Origin of the sequence: Kineococcus deserti (assembly GCF_050871945.1) — a bacterium.
GTDB lineage: Bacteria > Actinomycetota > Actinomycetes > Actinomycetales > Kineococcaceae > Kineococcus.
In genome coordinates, this window is record NZ_JBJLSI010000002.1 from 44,366 (window position 1) to 62,570 (window position 18,205).

17 protein-coding genes and 1 tRNA gene are annotated in these 18,205 nt (G+C 74.1%); 10 read left to right on the forward strand and 8 right to left on the reverse strand.

Annotation, left to right across the window (positions count from 1 at the left end):
- The first annotated feature begins 4 nt into the window (after positions 1 to 4).
- Both ACRYR2_RS02165 and ACRYR2_RS02170 read left to right on the forward strand, forming a co-directional pair.
- Positions 5 to 1,573 (forward strand): SDR family oxidoreductase, encoded by a 1,569-nt coding sequence (locus ACRYR2_RS02165; RefSeq protein WP_432561177.1) that lies wholly within the window; start codon positions 5 to 7, stop codon positions 1,571 to 1,573.
- A gap of 35 nt (positions 1,574 to 1,608) precedes the next feature.
- Positions 1,609 to 2,019, forward strand: a complete 411-nt coding sequence (locus ACRYR2_RS02170; protein ID WP_432561371.1) for a globin — start codon at positions 1,609 to 1,611, stop codon at positions 2,017 to 2,019.
- A gap of 78 nt (positions 2,020 to 2,097) precedes the next feature.
- Here the strand turns inward: ACRYR2_RS02170 and ACRYR2_RS02175 are convergent, their stop codons facing one another.
- Entirely contained in the window at positions 2,098 to 2,454 is a 357-nt protein-coding gene (locus ACRYR2_RS02175; protein WP_432561178.1) for a winged helix-turn-helix transcriptional regulator, read from the reverse strand.
- A 94-nt stretch (positions 2,455 to 2,548) separates the two neighbouring features.
- Here ACRYR2_RS02175 and ACRYR2_RS02180 point away from each other — a divergent pair, with 94 nt between their 5' ends.
- Positions 2,549 to 3,160: a malonic semialdehyde reductase gene (locus ACRYR2_RS02180; protein WP_432561179.1), complete on the forward strand. Its 612-nt coding sequence runs from the start codon at positions 2,549 to 2,551 to the stop codon at positions 3,158 to 3,160.
- Between the two features lie 123 nt (positions 3,161 to 3,283).
- Here ACRYR2_RS02180 and ACRYR2_RS02185 read toward each other — a convergent pair whose 3' ends face one another.
- Entirely contained in the window at positions 3,284 to 4,792 is a 1,509-nt protein-coding gene (locus tag ACRYR2_RS02185) for a helix-turn-helix domain-containing protein (RefSeq protein ID WP_432561180.1), read from the reverse strand.
- A gap of 154 nt (positions 4,793 to 4,946) precedes the next feature.
- Here ACRYR2_RS02185 and ACRYR2_RS02190 point away from each other — a divergent pair, with 154 nt between their 5' ends.
- A complete protein-coding gene (locus ACRYR2_RS02190; protein ID WP_432561372.1) occupies positions 4,947 to 6,776 on the forward strand; it encodes a phosphoenolpyruvate carboxykinase (GTP) in 1,830 nt (609 codons plus the stop codon).
- Positions 6,777 to 6,861: 85 nt separating this feature from the next.
- On the opposite strand, the gene ACRYR2_RS02195 is transcribed toward ACRYR2_RS02190, so the two are convergent.
- Positions 6,862 to 7,827, reverse strand: a complete 966-nt coding sequence (locus ACRYR2_RS02195) for a zinc-binding dehydrogenase (protein ID WP_432561181.1) — start codon at positions 7,825 to 7,827, stop codon at positions 6,862 to 6,864.
- A 31-nt stretch (positions 7,828 to 7,858) separates the two neighbouring features.
- Here ACRYR2_RS02195 and ACRYR2_RS02200 point away from each other — a divergent pair, with 31 nt between their 5' ends.
- Complete coding sequence (locus ACRYR2_RS02200; RefSeq protein ID WP_432561182.1) at positions 7,859 to 8,707, forward strand: acyl-CoA thioesterase; 849 nt, start codon at positions 7,859 to 7,861, stop codon at positions 8,705 to 8,707.
- Positions 8,708 to 8,711: 4 nt separating this feature from the next.
- Here the strand turns inward: ACRYR2_RS02200 and ACRYR2_RS02205 are convergent, their stop codons facing one another.
- A complete protein-coding gene (locus ACRYR2_RS02205; protein ID WP_432561183.1) occupies positions 8,712 to 9,443 on the reverse strand; it encodes a hypothetical protein in 732 nt (243 codons plus the stop codon).
- 183 nt (positions 9,444 to 9,626) lie between these two features.
- Between ACRYR2_RS02205 and ACRYR2_RS02210 the strand changes: the two genes are divergently transcribed.
- Entirely contained in the window at positions 9,627 to 11,138 is a 1,512-nt protein-coding gene (locus tag ACRYR2_RS02210; protein WP_432561184.1) for a GGDEF domain-containing protein, read from the forward strand.
- Here ACRYR2_RS02210 and ettA read toward each other — a convergent pair.
- Both ettA and ACRYR2_RS02220 read right to left on the reverse strand, forming a co-directional pair.
- Complete coding sequence (ettA, locus tag ACRYR2_RS02215; RefSeq protein WP_432561185.1) at positions 11,125 to 12,807, reverse strand: energy-dependent translational throttle protein EttA; 1,683 nt, start codon at positions 12,805 to 12,807, stop codon at positions 11,125 to 11,127. The genes ACRYR2_RS02210 and ettA overlap by 14 nt on opposite strands.
- Before the next feature lie 65 nt (positions 12,808 to 12,872).
- A complete protein-coding gene (locus ACRYR2_RS02220) occupies positions 12,873 to 14,714 on the reverse strand; it encodes a SpoIIE family protein phosphatase (protein ID WP_432561186.1) in 1,842 nt (613 codons plus the stop codon).
- 150 nt (positions 14,715 to 14,864) lie between these two features.
- On the opposite strand from ACRYR2_RS02220, the gene ACRYR2_RS02225 reads away from it, so the two are divergent.
- The 4 genes from ACRYR2_RS02225 to ACRYR2_RS02240 all read left to right on the forward strand — a co-directional run bounded on the left by ACRYR2_RS02225 (position 14,865) and on the right by ACRYR2_RS02240 (position 17,561).
- A tRNA-Arg gene (locus tag ACRYR2_RS02225) sits at positions 14,865 to 14,937 on the forward strand.
- Between the two features lie 33 nt (positions 14,938 to 14,970).
- A complete protein-coding gene (locus ACRYR2_RS02230) occupies positions 14,971 to 15,837 on the forward strand; it encodes an alpha/beta fold hydrolase (RefSeq protein ID WP_432561187.1) in 867 nt (288 codons plus the stop codon).
- A 9-nt stretch (positions 15,838 to 15,846) separates the two neighbouring features.
- On the forward strand, positions 15,847 to 16,626 hold the full coding sequence (locus ACRYR2_RS02235; protein WP_432561188.1) for an aldo/keto reductase: 780 nt from the start codon (positions 15,847 to 15,849) through the stop codon (positions 16,624 to 16,626).
- Positions 16,623 to 17,561 carry a D-2-hydroxyacid dehydrogenase family protein gene (locus tag ACRYR2_RS02240; protein WP_432561189.1) on the forward strand — a complete coding sequence of 313 codons (939 nt, stop codon included), beginning with the start codon at positions 16,623 to 16,625 and terminating at the stop codon, positions 17,559 to 17,561. Before ACRYR2_RS02235 ends, ACRYR2_RS02240 begins: the two co-directional genes overlap by 4 nt.
- Here ACRYR2_RS02240 and ACRYR2_RS02245 read toward each other — a convergent pair.
- Both ACRYR2_RS02245 and ACRYR2_RS02250 read right to left on the reverse strand, forming a co-directional pair.
- Positions 17,551 to 17,769 carry an RNA-binding S4 domain-containing protein gene (locus ACRYR2_RS02245; RefSeq protein ID WP_432561190.1) on the reverse strand — a complete coding sequence of 73 codons (219 nt, stop codon included), beginning with the start codon at positions 17,767 to 17,769 and terminating at the stop codon, positions 17,551 to 17,553. The genes ACRYR2_RS02240 and ACRYR2_RS02245 overlap by 11 nt on opposite strands.
- Positions 17,766 to 18,128: a hypothetical protein gene (locus ACRYR2_RS02250; protein WP_432561191.1), complete on the reverse strand. Its 363-nt coding sequence runs from the start codon at positions 18,126 to 18,128 to the stop codon at positions 17,766 to 17,768. The genes ACRYR2_RS02245 and ACRYR2_RS02250 overlap by 4 nt, the downstream gene beginning before the upstream one ends.
- Between the last annotated feature and the right edge of the window lie 77 nt (positions 18,129 to 18,205).

Sequence of the window (18,205 nt, forward strand, 5' to 3'; positions counted from 1 at the left end):
GGCCGTGGAACACGTGGCGACGGGCGAGGGACGAGTGGCTCTGGTGACCGGGGTGACCGGGTACATCGGCGGCCGGCTCGTCCCCGAGCTGCTGGCTGCGGGCTTCACGGTCCGCGCGATGGCCCGCCGGCCCGAACTGCTGCGCGACCGGCCCTGGATCGACGACGTCGAGGTCGTCCAGGCCGACGCCTCCGACGCCGACCAGGTGGCCGCGGCCCTGGAGGGCGTCGACGTCGCCTACTACCTCATCCACGCCATGAGCGCGGGCGGGCACTTCTCCTCCACCGACCGCCGCACCGCCCGCACCTTCGCGCGCGCGGCGGCCGCTCGACGCGTCGGCCGCATCGTCTACCTGGGCGGCCTGCACCCCGAGGACGAGGAGCTGTCGACCCACCTGGAGTCGCGTCGCGAGGTCGGCGAGATCCTGCTGGACGGACCGGTTCCGGCCACGGTGCTGCAGGCCGCGGTGATCATCGGTTCGGGATCGGCGAGCTTCGAGATGATGCGCTACCTCACCGAGCGGCTGCCGGTCATGGTCTGCCCGAGCTGGGTGAGCAACCGCATCCAGCCGATCGCCGTGCGCGACGTGCTGCGCTACCTCGTGGGGTCGGCCTCGATGCCGGCGCAGGTGAACCGGACGTTCGACATCGGCGGTCCGGACGTGCTGACCTACCTGGACATGATGCGTGGCTACGCCCGGGTCGCCGGACTGCCCAAACGCACGGTGCTGCCGGTGAAGGTCATGTCCCCCAAGCTGTCCAGCCACTGGGTCGGCCTCATCACCCCGGTGCCCAAGCAGATCGCGCGCCCCCTGGTGGAGAGCCTGGTGCACGAGGTCGTCTGCAAGGAGCACGACATCGCGCGGTACGTGCCCGACCCGCCCGGCGGCCTCATCCCGTTCTCGCGCGCGGTGCGGCTGGCCCTGCAACGCGTCCAGGAGGCCAACGTGGCGACCCGCTGGAGTTCGGCGTCGGTCCCCGGCGCCCCCAGCGACCCGCTGCCGAGCGACCCCGGCTGGGCCGGCGGCAACCTCTACGAGGACGACCGCACGACGGTCGTCGACGCCCCGCCGCGCGTCCTGTGGCAGGTGCTCGAAGGCATCGGCGGCGAGCAGGGCTGGTACTCCTGGCCGATGGCCTGGGCGGTGCGCGGGGTCATGGACCGCTTCTCCGGCGGACCGGGACTGCGCCGCGGCCGTCGCGACCCCCGGCACCTCATGATCGGTGACGCCGTCGACTGGTGGCGGGTGGAGGAGCGCCAGCAGGACCGGTTGCTGCGGCTGCGGGCCGAGATGAGGGTGCCCGGGCTGGCCTGGCTGGACCTGAGCATCGAGACCGATCCGGTGGGCCGGACCCTGTTCCGCCAGCGGGCGCGGTTCCACCCCAAGGGCCTGGCCGGCCAGGCCTACTGGGCGGGGATCAGCCCGTTCCACGGCGTCGTCTTCGGCGGGATGCAGCGCAACGTCAAGCGGGCTGCGGAGGCCGCGGCCCGCGGCGAGCGGCCGGCGAGCCCCGTCCCGGCGCCCACCCCACGCGGCGTGGACGTCGCCGACCGCGCGACACTGGTGCGGTGAGCCCCGACCTGCCGTTCGTCCGTCCGCAGAACCTCATCGGCCGCACACCCGCCGGTCCCGACGGCGGCACGCGGACGTTCTTCGACGAGGTCGGCGGACACGAGACGTTCGTCAGGCTCGTCGACGTCTTCTACGACGGCGTCGCGCAGGACCCGGTGCTGCGGCCGATGTACCCCGAGGCCGAGCTCGGCCCGGCCAGGCAGCGGCTGCTGATGTTCCTCGAGCAGTACTGGGGCGGCCCCTCGACGTACTCCGAGCAGCGCGGTCACCCGCGGCTGCGGATGCGCCACGCCCCCTTCAAGGTCAACCCCGACGCCCGCGACCGCTGGCTGGCGCACATGCGCGTCGCGGTGGAGTCGCTGCAGCTGGCGCCGGCGCAGGAGGGCGTCCTGTGGGACTACCTCGACCGGGCCGCGCACAGCATGCTCAACACCTTCGAGGACTGACCGCGTCCGACCGCCACGGTGCTCGACCACCACGTTCCCGTGGCGCACCCACCCTGCCCTGCTCGAGCACTCCGGTGATCAAGCACTCTCGCCGGCACACCGCTCCGGCGGCAGGTTCTCCCGGGCCCAGGTGGTGAGCTCGGACAGCGCCGGCGCGAGCGCGTGGCCGGAGTCCGTCAGCTCGTAGACCACCGACACCGGCGGCCCCTCGTGGACGGTCCGGCTGACCAGGCCGGCGCGGCACAGCTCCCCCAGCCGGTCCGACAGCACCGAGTCGCTGATGCCCGCGACGGTGCGGCGCAGGTCGGAGAACCCGGCGGGGCCGTGCCCCAGGGTCGCGAGCAGGATGCCGTTCCAGCGCTTGCCCAGGAAGCCGAAGGCGCGGGCCAGCGCTCCGTCGCACGCCCGGGCGCTGTGCTCGACCTGCTCACTCACACCGCCAGCGTACTCCCTTGACGCTTCAACGTCCGGTGCTACTCTTCTTTTCGAAGCAGCCCGCTCAGGGCTAGCGGATCCGATGGGAGAAGCCATGACTGCCGTTGACGACCGTCCGCTCGGCCTGGACGACGCGGCCCGCGCGGCCCTGTTCACCGACGCGCACACCGCCAACACCTTCGCGAGCACACCGGTCAGCGACACCGAGCTGGCGCAGATCTGGGAACTGGCCCGGTGGGCCCCGACCGGCGCGAACCTGCAGCCCCTGCGCGTGCTGTTCGTGCGCAGCGCCGAGGCGCGGGCCAGGCTCGTGCCGCTGCTGGCGGACACGAACCGGGAGCGCGCCGCGAGCGCCCCCGTCACGGCCGTCCTCGCCGTCGACGACCGCTACCACGAGGCCATCCCGACCGTCGCGCCCTTCATGGCGGGGATGCAGCCGGTGCTGGAGGAGAACACCGCGCTGCGCGCCGACATGGGCGGCTACAGCGCTGCGCTGCAGGCGGGGTACTTCATCCTCGCCGTCCGCGCGCTGGGCCTGGCCGCCGGCCCGATGGCCGGTTTCGACAAGGCCGCCGTCGACGCCGAGTTCTTCGCCGGCACGGACTGGCACTCCACCCTCGTGGTCAACATCGGCCACCCCGGCGAGGGCGCGTTCCGCCCCCGGCTGCCGCGCCTGCCGCACGAGGACGTCCTGCGCTTCGCCTGAGCGCGACTCAGCCCAGGGCGCCGATCCGGACCCCCCACCCCTGTTGTCCGCGGAAACAACAGTCTCCGTCGCAGTGAAGCGCTTCCCTCCGACGGAGACTGTTGTTTCCGCGCGGATCCCGGGTCAGTCGCGCGGGGCGTGGGAGCTGAGGAAGGAGTACACCTCCAGGTCGTCGACACCGGGGAACCGGCCCGAAGGCAGCGGGGCGAGGGTCTGGGCGTGCAGTCGCGCGCTGGGCCAGGCCTGCTCGGCCCAGCGCTCCACGAGTTCGGCCGGTGGGCGGCGGCAGCACGCCGCCTCCGGGCACGAGCTCACGGTGCGGACCCGGGTGTCGCGCCCGCGGAACCACTTCGCGTGGGCGTACGGCACCCCGACGGTGATGGAGAAACCCCCGTCGGCGCTGGTGCCGGTCTGGCTGGAGCACCAGAACGTACCGGCCGGGGTGTCGGTGTACTGGTAGTTCTCCGTCGTCCGGTTCCGCTCGCCGAACACCGTGCGCGCGGTCCAGCGCCGGCACACCGGCTGCCCCTCGATCGCCCCCGAGGCGTCCTGCGGGAACGGCACCCCGTCGTTCTCGTACCCGCGGTACAGGGCGCCGTCGTCACCCACGCGCAGGAAGTGCACGGGGATCCCGAGGTGGGAGGTGAGCAGGTTCGTCAGCCGGTGCGCGGCCGCCTCGTGGGTCACGCCGAACGCGTCCCGGAAGTCCTCCACGGCCAGGTCCTTGTCCGCCTTGGCCGCCGACAGGAACTCCACCGCGGCGCTGCGCGGCAGCAGGCAGCACGCCGCGAAGTAGTTGATCTCCAGCCGCTGGCGCAGGAACTGCGTGTAGCTGGCCGGCCGCTCGTGGTCCAGCACCCGGTGCGCGATCGCCTGCAGCGCCAGCGATCGCAGGCCGTGGCCGCCGGGGATCGAGGCCGGCGGCAGGTAGATGCGGCCGTTGGCCAGGTCGGTGACGGTGCGGGTGGAGTGCGGCAGGTCGTCGACGTGGATGATGCTGAACCCCAGGTCGGCCGCCATCCGCGCGACCTGCCGGTGCGTCAGCGCCCCGACGGTGTACCCCGCGGACCGGACGAGGTCCTCGGCGAGTTCCTCGATCTCGGACAGGTGGTTGTCCGAGGCGCGCATGAGCAACCGGAGCTCGGTGTTGGCCCGCCGCGCCTCCTCGGGGGTGGCGTTGGAGGCGTCGTGCCGGCGGGCCAGTTCGCGGTGCAGGCCGACGAGCGCCTCGAGCGCGTCGGTCGGCAGCTTGCGGCTGGAGCGGACCTCGGTCAGCCCCAGCGAGCGGGCCAGCGGCGAGCGCTGGGCGTGGTCCAGCTCGATCTCCAGCGCCGCCCGGCGACCGGGCGGCGGCGCCGGGTCGAGCAGGTCCGAGGGGCTCACCTCCAGCGCCCTGGCCACGGCGGTGATGAGCGAGAGCCGTGGTTCGCGCTTGCCGTTCTCCACCTGCGACAGCTGGCTCTGCGCCGCCCCGACGACCTCGCCGAGCTGGGCCAGCGTCCAGCCCTGGAGCTGCCGGTGGTGGCGGATCCGGCGGCCCACCGTCAGGGCGTCCAGCCCGGCCTCGGGAACGGGCGTCTCGACGGCGGGATCGGTCAGCGGTTCGAGCGCAGCGACGCGCAGCGGGGCCATGAGGTTCACCGTAGGTGAAGAACGGCCGATCTTCACCCCCCTCCGCCGTTGTGGCGGGGTGGTGCGACCCCCAGGATCGAAACACGCCACCGAGCCCGAGACGATCCCGAGGAGGCACGCCGACGTGACGACCGTGACGACCGGAACCGACACCCTGAGCCTGTCCGGTACCCCGACGAGCAACACCTCCGTGCTGCGCTGGGTGCGCGAGACCGCCGCGCTCACCGAGCCCGACGAAGTGGTCTGGTGCGACGGGTCGCAGGCCGAGCACGACCGGCTGACCGCGCAGATGGTGGCCACGGGAACGCTGATCCCGCTGAACCCCGAACGGCGTCCGGGCAGTTTCCTGGCCCGCTCGGCCCCGGGCGACGTGGCCCGGGTGGAGTCGCGCACCTTCATCGCCTCGCGCCGGCAGGCCGACGCCGGCCCCACCAACAACTGGCGCGAGCCCGAGGCGCTGCGCGAGGAGCTGAACGGCGTGTTCGCCGGCTGCATGCGCGGTCGGACGATGTACGTGGTCCCGTTCTCGATGGGGCCGGTGGGCGGCCCGATCTCCCAGCTGGGCGTGCAGGTGACCGACTCGCCCTACGTCGTGGTCAGCATGCGGACCATGACCCGGATGGGTGCGCAGGCCCTGGCCGCCCTCACCGAGGGCACCCCGTGGGTCCCGGCGGTGCACTCGGTGGGGTTCCCGCTGGTCGACACCATCGGCCGCGCCCGCGCCGACGTGCCCTGGCCGTGCAACGACCTGAAGTACATCGCGCACTTCCCCGAGTCCCGGGAGATCTGGTCCTACGGGTCCGGGTACGGCGGCAACGCGCTGCTGGGCAAGAAGTGCTTCGCGCTGCGCATCGCCTCGGTCATGGCCCGCGACGAGGGCTGGCTGGCCGAGCACATGCTCGTCCTGAAGGTCACCTCCCCGCAGCAGCGGGTGTTCCACCTGGCCGCGGCGTTCCCCTCGGCGTGCGGGAAGACGAACCTGGCGATGCTGCGCCCGACGCTGCCGGGCTGGCGGGTCGAGACGATCGGCGACGACATCGCCTGGATGCGCCCGGCCCCGGACGGGACGCTGCGGGCGATCAACCCCGAGGCCGGGTTCTTCGGCGTCGCTCCCGGCACGGGGTGGTCGACGAACCCGACGGCGATGGAGATGCTGCGCGAGAACGTCATCTTCACCAACGTCGCGCTCACCGACGACGGGGACGTGTGGTGGGAGGGCATGACCGACGAACCGCCCGCGCACCTGGTCGACTGGCAGGGCCGGGACTGGACGCCGGACTCGCCGGGTCCGGCGGCCCACCCGAACGCCCGGTTCACCGTCTCGGCGGCCCAGTGCCCCACGATCACCGACCTCGACGAGCCGGCCGGGGTGCCGATCGACGCGATCCTGTTCGGCGGCCGGCGACGCACCAACGTCCCGCTGGTCGCGCAGGCCGGCGACTGGGGCCAGGGCGTGTTCATGGGCGCGGCGATCTCCAGCGAGCAGACCGCCACGGCCGAGGGCACCGTGGGGCAGTTGCGGCACGACCCGTTCGCGATGACCCCGTTCGCCGGGTACGACATGGCCGACTACTTCGCGCACTGGCTCTCCCTGCGCGAGGAGGTGCAGCACCTGCCGCAGGTGTTCAGCGTGAACTGGTTCCGCCGCGGCGACGACGGCCGCTTCCTGTGGCCCGGCTTCGGGGAGAACTGCCGGGTGATCGACTGGATCTGCCGGCGGCTGGCCGGGCAGGCCGAGGCGCTGCGCACCCCCGTCGGCGACGTTCCCGTCCCGGGTGCGCTGGACGTCGAGGGCCTGGACGTCTCCCCCGCCGACCTCGCCGAGCTGTTCACCGTCGACACCGCCTCCTGGCTGGCCGAGGTCGACGCGCTGGAGGAGTACTTCGCCCGGTTCGGTGAGAAGTTCCCGGCCGAACTGCGCGGTCACCTGGACCTGCTGCGCTACCGCCTCACCGCGCCCACGGGCGGTGACCTGGACGCCTGAGGCGTCCCCTCGCACCACCGTCGTCACGTCCTGCCGGGTACCGGGCTCGCCGGGGGGACGTGGCGACGGTGAACCCGCCCTCGGCTCAGGGACGCACGAGGACCTTCCCGACGGCTGCGCCGGACTCCAGCCGCGCGAACGCGTCGCGGGCGTCGACCAGGGCGTGCACGGAGTCGACCTCCGGTTCCAGTCCCGCGGTGTCGCAGAACTGCAGGAGCCGCTCGAACTCCTCACGGGTGCCCATGGTCGAACCCAGCACCCGCAACTGCCGGAAGAAGACGTTCTCCAGCATGGCCGGGGTGTCCCCACCCGTGGTCGCGCCGGCCACGACGATGCACCCACCGGGTCTCAGCGACTGCACCGAGTGCTTCCACGTCGCCCGCCCGACGGTCTCGAAGACCGCGTCGACGCGGGCGGGCAGCCGTTCCCCGCTCGCGAACGTCGCGTGGGCACCCCAGGCGCGGGCCTTCTCCAGCCGTTCGGGCGACCGCCCGGCGACCCAGACCCGCAACCCCGCAGCCGCGCCCAGGCGGACCAGCGCGTTCGAGACGCCACCGGCCGCGCCCTGGACGAGGACCGTCTGCCCCGGCACCGCACGGGCCTGGGTGAACAGCATCCGGTAGGCCGTGAGCCACGCCGTGCCCAGCGCGGCGGCGCGTTCCACGCTCCACCCGGCGGGCCGGGGCAGCAGGTTCCGGCGGGGAACCCAGACGTGCTCGGCCAGGGTTCCCGGGTGCAGTTCGGACAGCAGCGTCCGCCGCGGGTCCAGGGTCTCGTCCCCGCGCCAGTCCTCGTCACCCACGACCGCGTGCACGACGACCTCGGTGCCGTCGTCGGTCGTCCCGGCCGCGTCGCAGCCCAGGACCATGGGCAGCCGGTCGGCGGGCAACCCCACCCCGCGCAGGCTCCACAGGTCGTGCCGGTTCAGCGCGGCCGCACCGACGCTGACCCGCACCCACCCGGCGGGCGGTTCGGCCACGGGGCCTTCGCCGACCTCCAGCGCGGAGAGCGGATCGTCGGGACGGGCACGGACGGCGCGGGCGGCGAGCACGGGCGCGACGGTACCCCGGTACCGTCGCGCGGTGACCACCTCGCCCCTGCTGTCCGTGCTCGACGTGCAACCGGCCGAGGACGCCGCCGACGTGTTCACCGGCCCGAACCTGCCGCACTGGCGTGCCCGGTTGTTCGGCGGGCAGGTCCTCGGCCAGGTCGCCGTCGCCGCCGGTCGCACCGTGGCCGACGACCGGCACCTGCACTCGCTGCACGCCTACTTCCTGCGCCCGGGCGACCCGGACGTCCCGGTGGCCTTCGCCGTCGAGCGACTGCGCGACGGGCGCTCGTTCTCGGCGCGGCGGGTCCAGGCGATCCAGAACGGGGTGCCGATCCTGTCCGGCATCGCCTCGTTCCAGGTCCCGGCCGAGGGGCTCGACCACGCCGAACCGGCCCCCGAGGTCCCCGATCCGGAGGACCTGGTCAGCGACTACGACCTGCTCGACCGCGTCGACCACCCGATGGCCCGGCAGATCGGCCGCGGCCGGCACGTGGAGGTCCGCCGCGTCGAACCGGCGCTGTACGCCGGCGCCGACCCCGAACCCCGCGCCCGGCAGTCGGTGTGGTTCCGGCTGGACGCGCCGCTGCCGGGGGACGATCTGCTGCAGCGCGGCGCCCTGGCCTACGCCAGCGACCTGTCGGTGCTCGAACCGGTGCTGCGCCGGCACTCCCTGACCTGGGTCAACCCCGGCATGAGCGTGGCCAGCCTGGACCACGCGATGTGGTGGCACCGCCCGGCGCGCGCCGACGACTGGATCCTCTACGTCACCGAGAGCCCCAACGCCTCCGGCGCGCGGGGGCTGTCGACGGGGCGGATGTACGACCGGCGACGGCGACTGGTGGCGACGGTGGCGCAGGAGGGCATGGTCCGCGTGCCCTGACGGCTCACCCGCCGACGTCGAGGTCGACGCCGAGGTCGCCACCGGTGTCCACGTCGGTGTCGGCGCCGGTCTCCCGGCCGCCGGGGCGGCGCAGCGGGCCCGGCCCGCGGCGCTGGCGCGACCGGTCCCGCAGGACGCCGACGACCAGGCCGCCGCCGGACAGCCACGACAGGGGCACCACGACCAGGGCCAGGGCGAGCACCTCCCACGGCCGCAGGCTCCCCGAGGTCAGCCCGTGCCCCAGCAGCAGCACACCCACGAGCGGTGTGAACGAGCCCAGGCCGACGGCCAGCACCACGTCGCCGGTCGTGAGCGGAGTGGCCGGCGGGGTGGGTCGGGGGCCGTCCGGTGCGGCGTCCGGCTCCGGGCGCGGCGGGCGCGGTGGGGCGGGGCGGGACGCGGGGACGACGGGCACCGGCGGCAGCACCCGGGCACCCGGCGCGACGGCGCGGTGCCGGGGCACCGGCCGCGGGGAGGTGTCGCCGAAGCGTTCGCGGAAGGCGCGGTCCTCGGCCTCGGTGCTCGGCGGGCGGTCCGGTGCGCGCCGCCGTCGGGCGCGGCGCTGGCCGCGCACCACCAGTGCGGTGGCCGGGCCGAAGACGAGGGCCTGGGCCGCCCACAGGGCCGCGACCCCCGGCTGCCCCCCGAGCAGCAGGTGCATCCCGGCCAGGGCGGCGACGACAGCGTAGAGGCCGGTGAACCACACCAGCAGCAGGTAGCGGGGTTCGGGGATCACCGCACCGGCCCGGTCCTGGCGTGCACCACGCGCCCATCCTGACGGCCGCGGCGGACGTGCTCGGCGCACCGCCCCCACCCGCCCCCCACCGGTCGCCCGCCGTTCACCCGGCGACCACCGGGACGACCCGCCGAACGGGTGGGAAGGACTCAGCCTTCCAGCGCAGCGGGTCGATGCCCCACCGTGGACACCTCCCGCGGCGGCACGCTGTTCCGCCTGCACCTGGCCGTCGGCACGCTCCTGACCCTCGTGTGCTGCGCGCTGCCCGACACCGGGTGGCGCTCGGTGCTGTACTCGACGGTCAGCTTCGCCTGCCTGGGTCTGCTCGTCGTGGGGATCCGGCGTCACCGCCCCCGGGCCTCGGCGGGGTGGTGGCTCATCGCCGCCGGCGTCGGCCTGTGGTCGACGGCGGACCTGCTGTGGGGGGTGTGGACCTGGATCCTCGACATCGACCCGTTCCCCTCCCCCGCCGACGCCCTCTACCTGACGAGCTACCTGTTCATGGCCGGCGGCTTCGCGCGGTTCGTGCGGGCCCGGCGGCGCGGGCAGGGCGACCGCGAGGGCGTCATCGACTCGCTGATCTTCACGGTCGGGTTCGTGCTCCTGAGCTGGGTCCTGCTCATGCGTCCCGGCCTGGAGCTGGCGGGCTCCTCGACGGTCGCGGGCGCGCTGGCCGCCGCCTACCCGCTGGGTGACGTCCTGCTGCTGGCCCTGCTGGTGCGGATGCTGACGACGACCGGGGCGCGGACGGCGGCGTTCCGCTGGCTCGCGGCGGCCACCGGGCTGCTGCTGGTGGCCGACTGCGGCTACCAGTACGCGGTGATGCGCGACCTGCCCGACAGCTTCGTGGACCTGCCGTTCCTGCTCGCCTACGTCTGCTTCGCCGCCGCCGCGCTGCACCCCTCGATGCGTCAGCTCACCGACCCCGTCGCCGCGGCGGACGAGACCGACACCCGTTTCACCCGTCGCCGGCTCGTGGCGCTCACCCTCGCGAGCCTGCTCTCGCCCGGCACGCTGCTGGTGCAGCTGGCCCTGGGGGTCCGGCCGGAGGCCTGGGCGGTCGCCTCGACGTCGGTGGTGCTCTTCCTGCTGGTCGTCGCCCGCATGTCGGGGCTGCTGCGCCACCTGGAGCAGCAGGCCTCCCGGCTGGCGGACATGGCCCGCACCGACGCCCTGACGGGGCTGCCCAACCGGCGCACGAGCGATGCGGAACTGGAGCGGATGCAAACCCGGGCCCGGGCCGAGGGCAGTCCGCTGTGCGTGGCCGTGCTGGACCTGGACCGCTTCAAGTCCTTCAACGACACCTTCGGCCACCAGGCCGGCGACAGCCTGCTCGTGCAGTCGGCCACGGCGTGGCGGGCGGGGCTGGAGGCGGCGCGCGCCGCGATCGGCCCGGACCGGGCGGCGATGCTGGGCCGGTGGGGCGGGGAGGAGTTCGTCCTCCTGCTGCTCGGCCACGACCTCGACGGCGCGGTGGCCCTGGTGGAGGGGCTGCGCGAGCGCACTCCCGCCGGGCAGACGTTCTCGGCCGGGGTGGCGAGCTGGAGCGGTCTGGAGAGCCCGGCGGAGCTGTTCGCCCGGGCCGACGCGGCGCTCTACGCGGCCAAGGAGGGCGGACGGGACCGGGTGGTGCCCGCCGCCGCGCCGTCGCCGGTGAGCGACGACGCGGCGGGCACGCCCGTCAGTCGCGGGTGAGCTTGCGGTAGGTCACCCGGTGCGGGCGCGCCGCGTCGGGGCCGAGACGCTCGACCTTGTTCGCCTCGTAGCCGGCGAAGTTGCCCTCGAACCAGTACCAGTTCGCCGGGTTCTCCTCGGTGCCCTCGTAGGCCAGGATGTGGGTCGCGACCCGGTCGAGGAACCAGCGGTCGTGGCTGACGACGACGGCGCAGCCGGGGAACTCCAGCAGGGCGTTCTCCAGCGAGCCGAGGGTCTCGACGTCGAGGTCGTTGGTCGGCTCGTCCAGCAGCAGGACGTTGCCGCCCTCCTTCAGCGTCAGCGCCAGGTTCAGCCGGTTGCGCTCACCACCGGACAGCACGCCCGCGGGCTTCTGCTGGTCCGGGCCCTTGAACCCGAAGGCCGAGACGTAGGCGCGCGAGGGCATCTCCTGGTTGCCGACCTGGATGAAGTCCAGGCCGTCGGAGACGACCTCCCACAGCGTCTTGGACCCGTCGAGGCCGCCGCGGGACTGGTCGACGTAGGACAGCTTGACCGTCTCGCCGATCTTCAGCTCGCCCGAGTCCAGCGGCTCCAGGCCCACGATCGTCTTGAACAGCGTCGTCTTGCCGACGCCGTTGGGGCCGATGACGCCGACGATGCCGTTGCGCGGCAGCGAGAACGACAGGCCGTCGATGAGCGTGCGCTCGCCGAAGGACTTCTTGAGGTCCTTGGCCTCGATGACGACCGAGCCCAGGCGCGGGCCAGCCGGGATCTGGATCTCCTCGAAGTCTAGCTTGCGGGTCCGCTCGGCCTCGGCGGCCATCTCCTCGTAGCGGGCCAGACGGGCCTTCGACTTCGTCTGCCGGCCCTTGGCGTTGGACCGGACCCACTCCAGCTCGTCCTTGAGGCGCTTGGCGAGCTTGGCGTCCTTCTTGCCCTGGACCTCCAGGCGCGCCTGCTTCTTCTCCAGGTAGGTGGAGTAGTTGCCCTCGTAGGGGTAGGCGCGACCGCGGTCCAGCTCGAGGATCCACTGCGCGACGTTGTCGAGGAAGTACCGGTCGTGGGTGACGGCCAGGACGGCGCCGGGGTACTTGGCCAGGTGCTGCTCCAGCCACGTCACCGACTCGGCGTCGAGGTGGTTGGTCGGCTCGTCCAGCAGCAGCAGGTCGGGCTGCTCCAGCAGCAGCTTGCACAGCGCGACGCGGCGCTTCTCACCGCCGGACAGGTTGGTCACGGGCGAGTCGCCCGGCGGGCACCGCAGCGCGTCCATGGCCTGCTCCAGCTGGGAGTCCATGTCCCACGCGTTGGCGTGGTCCAGTTCCTCCTGCAGCTGCCCCATCTCGGTCATGAGGGCGTCGAAGTCGGCGTCGGGGTCCTCGAACAGGCCGGTGATCTCGTTGTAGCGGTCCATCTTCCGCTTGAGGTCGCCCAGACCGTCCTGGACGTTCTCCAGCACCGTCTTGGACTCGTCCAGCGGCGGCTCCTGCATGAGCATGCCCACGCTGTAGCCCGGCGAGAGGCGGGCCTCGCCGTTGGAGGGCTGGTCCAGCCCCGCCATGATCTTCAGGACGCTGGACTTGCCGGCGCCGTTGGGGCCGACGACGCCGATCTTCGCCCCCGGGTAGAAGGAGATCGAGACGTCGTCGAGGATGACCTTGTCCCCGTGGGCCTTGCGCGCCTTCGACATGACGTAGATGAATTCAGCCACGCCGAGAGCGTAGTCGAGGCGGGCCGCCCCTCCGCCAGTCGTGGGGACCGGTCCCGGCGCCGGGGCTACTCCAGGGCCGGCGGCAGCACCGGCGCCCCCGCCTCGGCCGGGCGCGGCCCGTCCTCGGGGAAGGCGCGCAGCACCAGCAGCGCGACGTCGTCCTCCTGGTGGCCGTCCACCACGGCGAGCAGCGCGTCGCACAGCTCCTCCACGGGCAGCGCGTGCAGCCGCTCCAGCGTCGTGCGCAGCCCTTCCAGCCCCTCGGCCAGCGACGCGTCGCGGCGCTCGACCAGCCCGTCGGTGTAGAGGACGACCGTCGAACCGGGCTCCAGCGTCACGGTGCGGTCGGTCCGGGCGACGTCGGGCAGCACACCCAGCAACGGGTCCGGGGTCCCGTCGAGCAGGCGGGCCGTGCCGTCGGCGGTCACCAGGACCGGCGGCGGGTGCCCGGCCGTGGACCACCGCAACGTGCGCAGCCCGTCGGCGTGCTGCTGCGCGTCCTGCTCCACGCGCGCCACGACCGACGTCGCCACGGCGTCCACACCCAGGTGGTGCATCGCGGTGTCCAGGCCGGCCAGCAGCTGCGCGGGCGGGGCAGCGGAGGTGACGGCGATGCCGCGCAGCAGGTTGCGCAGCTGCCCCATGACCGCCGCGGCGCCGAGGTCGTGGCCGGCGACGTCCCCGATGACCAGGACCGTCGCGCCGTCGGGGGTCAGGAAGCAGTCGTGCCAGTCACCGCCGATGCGGACCTCGGCCGCCGCGGGGACGTAGCGGACCGCGATCTGCAGGTGGTCCGGCTCGAACGGTGCGGTGAGCAGGCTGCGCTGCAGCTCCTCGGCCAGCCGGCGCTGCGCCCGCGACCGTGCGCGCTCGGCCTGCCGGGCCCGCACCCGCACGAGGGTCTGCGCGCACTGGGCGGCGAGCGCCTCGACGAGGTCGAGGTCCCGGTCGCTGGGCGTGGGCTCCCCCCAGCCGACCGACAGGGCCCCCAGCAGCTCCCCCGCCGCGCGCAGCGGCACCGCGACCACCGTGCTGGCCCCGGTGCGGCGCACCACCTCGGCCAGCTGCGGCGAGTACCGCCGGCAGGCCTCCTCCCCGCGCACCACGACGCGTCGCCCGGTGGTGCTGGCCTCCACCGCGGGCAGCCGGTGGGTGGGGCCGAGCCGCTGCGGCAGCCGGCCGACCATCTCGCCGCCGGTGTTCACCTCCAGCCCGTCCGGGCCGGCCACCACGACCGCGGCGCCCACGGCGCCCAGGACCTCCGCGCCGTGGTCGAGGACGACGTCGACGAGGGAGGCCAGGTCCTCGGCCCCGGCCAGCCGGACGGCGACCTCGACCAGCCCGGCCAGCCGGCGGCTCGCGTCGGCCTCGGCGTCCAGCGCCGCGCGCAGGTCCACCCCCCGCGCGTGCAGGTCGGCCTCGGCCTGCTGCAGCTCCCCCCGGGCCGCGTGCAGCGCGCTCGCGGCGGGCTGCCCCGGCCGGGCGCGCTGCGACGACTCGCGCACGTAGGCGCTGACGTCCTCGACCCGGTGCAGCACGAGCAGGACCTTCCCGTCGGGGTCCAGGACGGGAGCGTTCAGCGGGCTCCACCACCGGGGCAGGAAGCCGCCGCCCGCGGCGGGCACGTCGTACTTCTGCAGCGGCATCGCGTCCGGGCGGCCGGTGGCCAGGACCCGCCGCAGCGAGGCCCCCAGGTTGGCCACCCCACCGGCGTCGGGGTCCTCGGGGTTGTCGGGGAAGGCGTCGAAGACGTGACGGCCCACGAGGTCGTCGCGGGTCCGGGCGGTGGCGCGCAGGTAGGCGTCGTTGACCGCGACGATGCGCAGGTCCGGGTCGAGCACCAGGTACGGGGTCGGGACGGCCTCGAACACGGCGGCGAAGTCGAGGTCCGCCGGGTCATCCCCCACGTCGCCGTCCGCTCCCCTCCGAGTGGTGACCGTCGGTCGCCTGACGGTCGCGTGAGGTCAGCATCCCAGCCGGGGGACGCGCGCGCACCGGCGACGCGCGCGCGGTCGCTAAGGTGGGCCCGTCGGCCGTCCACGCGGTGGGGCCGGCAGGCGCTCGTAGCTCAACGGATAGAGCGACCGGCTTCTACCCGGTTGGTTGGGGGTTCGAATCCCTCCGAGCGCGCCCGCACCGCGCCCGTGGGGCAGGCTGGCTGAGGTGCACCGCACCCACCGCCTGGCCCGGCTGGCCGTCCACCGCGACGGCCTGCAGTTCGCCACCACCGACGCCGGCCCGGCCACGGGCGAGGTGGTCGTGTGCCTGCACGGGTTCCCGCAGGGGCCCGAGGCCTACGACGCCGTCGTGCCCCGGCTGACCGCTCAGGGGCTGCGCGTCCTCGTGCCCGAGCAGCGCGGCTACTGCGCCACCGCCCGGCCGCCGCGCCCCCGGGACTACGCGTTGCGCGAGCTCGTGGCCGACGTCCTCGCGGTGGCCGACGCGGCCGGGGCCGAACGCGTCCACCTCCTCGGGCACGACTGGGGCGGGGTCGTCGCGTGGGCGACCGCGGCGTGGCACCCCGACCGCGTCGCCTCGCTGACGGTGCTGTCGCAGGCGCACCCGGCCGCGTTCCGCGCCGCGGTGGTCCGCTCCTCGCAGGCGCTGCGCTCGGCGTACGTGGGGTTCTTCCAGCTCCCGGTGCTGCCCGAGCGGCTGCTGCTGGCCCGCGGCGGGGCGGGGCTGGCCGGGTCGTTGCGCCGCACCGGGTTGCCCGCCGGGCTGGCCGAGGGGTACGCCCGCCGGCACCGCGAACCGGGCCGGTTGTCGGCGGCGCTGAACTGGTACCGGGCGCCCGGCCCGGCCGCCCGGGTCGGGCCCGTGGACGTCCCGGTGACCTACCTGCACGGCCGGCGCGACCCGTTCTACTCCGCGACGGCGGTCGCCCGCACGGGCGAGCACGTCCGCGGCCCCTACCGGCGGATCGAACTCGACGCGACGCACTGGCTGCCCGAACTCGAACCCGCCGCCGTGGCCCGCGCCGTCACCGAGACGGTGCTCGCGGCTGCGGAGGTGCCCGGGCGGTCGTAGCGTCGGCCCGTGACCTCGACGACTGCGGTGCGCACCCTCGACGGAACCCTCGACCTGCCCCTGGTGGGCCTGGGCACGTACGGTCTGCGCGGCGAGGCGGGGTACCGCTCGCTGCGCAGCGCCCTCGACGCCGGCTACCGGTTGCTGGACAGCGCGACGATGTACGAGAACGAGGACGAGGTCGGCCGCGCGGTCGCGGACGCGAACCTCCCCGACGTCCGGATCACCACCAAGCTGCACCACCAGCACGCCGGCCGCGAGGACGAGTTCCTCGAGCGCAGCCTGCGGCTGCTGCGCGTGGACGTGCTGGACCTGTGGCTCGTCCACTGGCCGCCGGACGGCGTCGCCAGCCCGCAGGTCTGGGAACGGCTCGTCGCCGCCCGGGCCTCCGGCCGGGTCCGGGCGATCGGCGTCAGCAACTACTCCCTCGAGCAGATCGACGAACTCACCGCCGCCACCGGTGTCACCCCGGCGGTGAACCAGGTGAAGTGGGGTCCGGCGCTGTTCGACGGGGAGTTCGCCGCGGGGCTGCGCGAGCGCGGCGTGGTGCTGGAGGGCTACTCCCCCTTCAAGGCCACGGACCTGCAGGCCGCGCCGTTGCGCGAGGCCGCCGACCAGCACGGCGTGAGCCCGGAGCAGGTGGTCGTGCGCTGGCACGTCCAGCACGGTTTCGTCGCCATCCCCAAGTCCGGCGACCCCGCCCGGCAGGCGAGCAACCGCGACGTCGAGGGTTTCGAGCTCACCCCGGAACAGGTGGCGGCCATCGACGCGCTGGGCCGCGCCGCGTGAGGGTCGTCGTCCTCGACGACTACCAGGACGTCGCCCGCCACTGCGCCGACTGGAACCTGCTGGGGACCGTGGAGTTCGTGCACGAGCACCGCTCGGGCAGGGAACTGACCGACCGACTCGCCGGCGTCGAGGTCGTCGTGGCGATGCGCGAACGCACCCCGTTCGGGGCCGCGGAGTTCGCCGCGCTGCCCGACCTGCGGCTGCTGGTGACGACCGGGACGGCGAACGCGTCGATCGACCTCGACGCCGCCCGCGCGCACGGCGTGGTGGTGTGCGGCACGGGGATGGTCGAACCTCCCACGGCGGAACTCACGTGGGGCCTGGTCCTCGCCCTGGTCCGCGCGATCCCCACCGAGCAGCAGGGGTTGCGGGACGGGCACTGGCAGCTCGGCCTGGGCACGGGTCTGGCCGGCCGCACGCTCGGCACGATCGGTTTCGGCCGGCTCGGCCGCCGCGTCGCACGCATCGCCCAGGCGTTCGAGATGGACGTCCTGGCCTGGTCGCAGCACCTCGACGCCGAGGAGGCCCGCAACGCGGGCGTCGAACCGGTCTCGAAGCAGGAACTGCTGCGCCGCAGCGACGTCGTGACGATCCACACGAAGCTGTCCGACCGCACCCGTGGCCTGCTGGGCGCGGCGGAACTGTCCTGGATGAAACCCTCGGCGGTCCTGGTGAACACCTCCCGCGGGCCGGTGCTCGACACCGACGCCCTCGTCGCGGCGCTGCACGCCGGCACGATCGCCGGCGCGGCCCTGGACGTCTACGACACCGAACCGCTGCCGGCGGACCACCCGCTGCGCCAGGCGCCGCGCACCGTGCTCACCCCGCACATCGGCTACGTCACCGAGGAGACGTACCGGGTGTTCTACGGCGACGCCGTCGAGGACGTCCTGGCCTGGAGCGCGGGTCGCCCCGTGCGGGTGCTCACCCCGTGACCAGCACCCGCCACGACCCCTCGCCGAACGTCACGACGTCGCCGTCGGACAGCTGACGGCCCCGGCGGTCCTCGGGTTCGTCGTTGACCGTGACCTCCCCTGCGACGAGCGCTTCGCGGGCCTCGCCCCCGGTGTCGACGGCCCCGGACAGCTTGAGGAACTGCCCGAGCCGGACGATCCCGGTCACCTCGACGTCGATCGTGCTCACTCGTGTCCCTCGGGAACCGACAGCGCCGCGAGCACACCGGCGACGCGGTCGGCCTCGGCGCGGGTCAGCCGTTCGGGCACCAGCACCTCGACGCGGGTGCCGTCGGCCAGCGGGATGGTGTGCATCAGCATCTCCCGGCCGCTCGAGGAGGGCGCCGGGTCCGCGCCGACGACCTCGGCGTCCTGGACCTGCTCGGTCTCCGGCGCCGGGCTGCTGCCCAGGAAGGCGCGCAACCGGCCGATGCCCTGCTCGGCGAGCCGCTCGGCCTGCGGGTCCAGCCGCCCCTGCTTGAGCAGCCCGCGCAGCACCGAGTCGATCGACTCGCCCTGCCACTTGTTCTCGTCCCTGTTCCCGTCCATGCCACCAGGGTCGCACCGGCGCGGCGGCCCGGCGTCCTCCGGACGTCGCACCCCGGCGGCACCGATCGGACCAGCCG

What these genes read in the sequence shown, in the direction of transcription:
- ACRYR2_RS02185 (WP_432561180.1), bottom strand. Translation starts at nt 4,792, where the DNA reads ATGGCCCCGCTGCGCGTCGCTGCGCTCGAACCGCTGACCGATCCCGCC.
- ACRYR2_RS02250 (WP_432561191.1), bottom strand. Translation starts at nt 18,128, where the DNA reads ATGGACGGGAACAGGGACGAGAACAAGTGGCAGGGCGAGTCGATCGAC.
- ACRYR2_RS02180 (WP_432561179.1), top strand. Translation starts at nt 2,549, where the DNA reads ATGACTGCCGTTGACGACCGTCCGCTCGGCCTGGACGACGCGGCCCGC.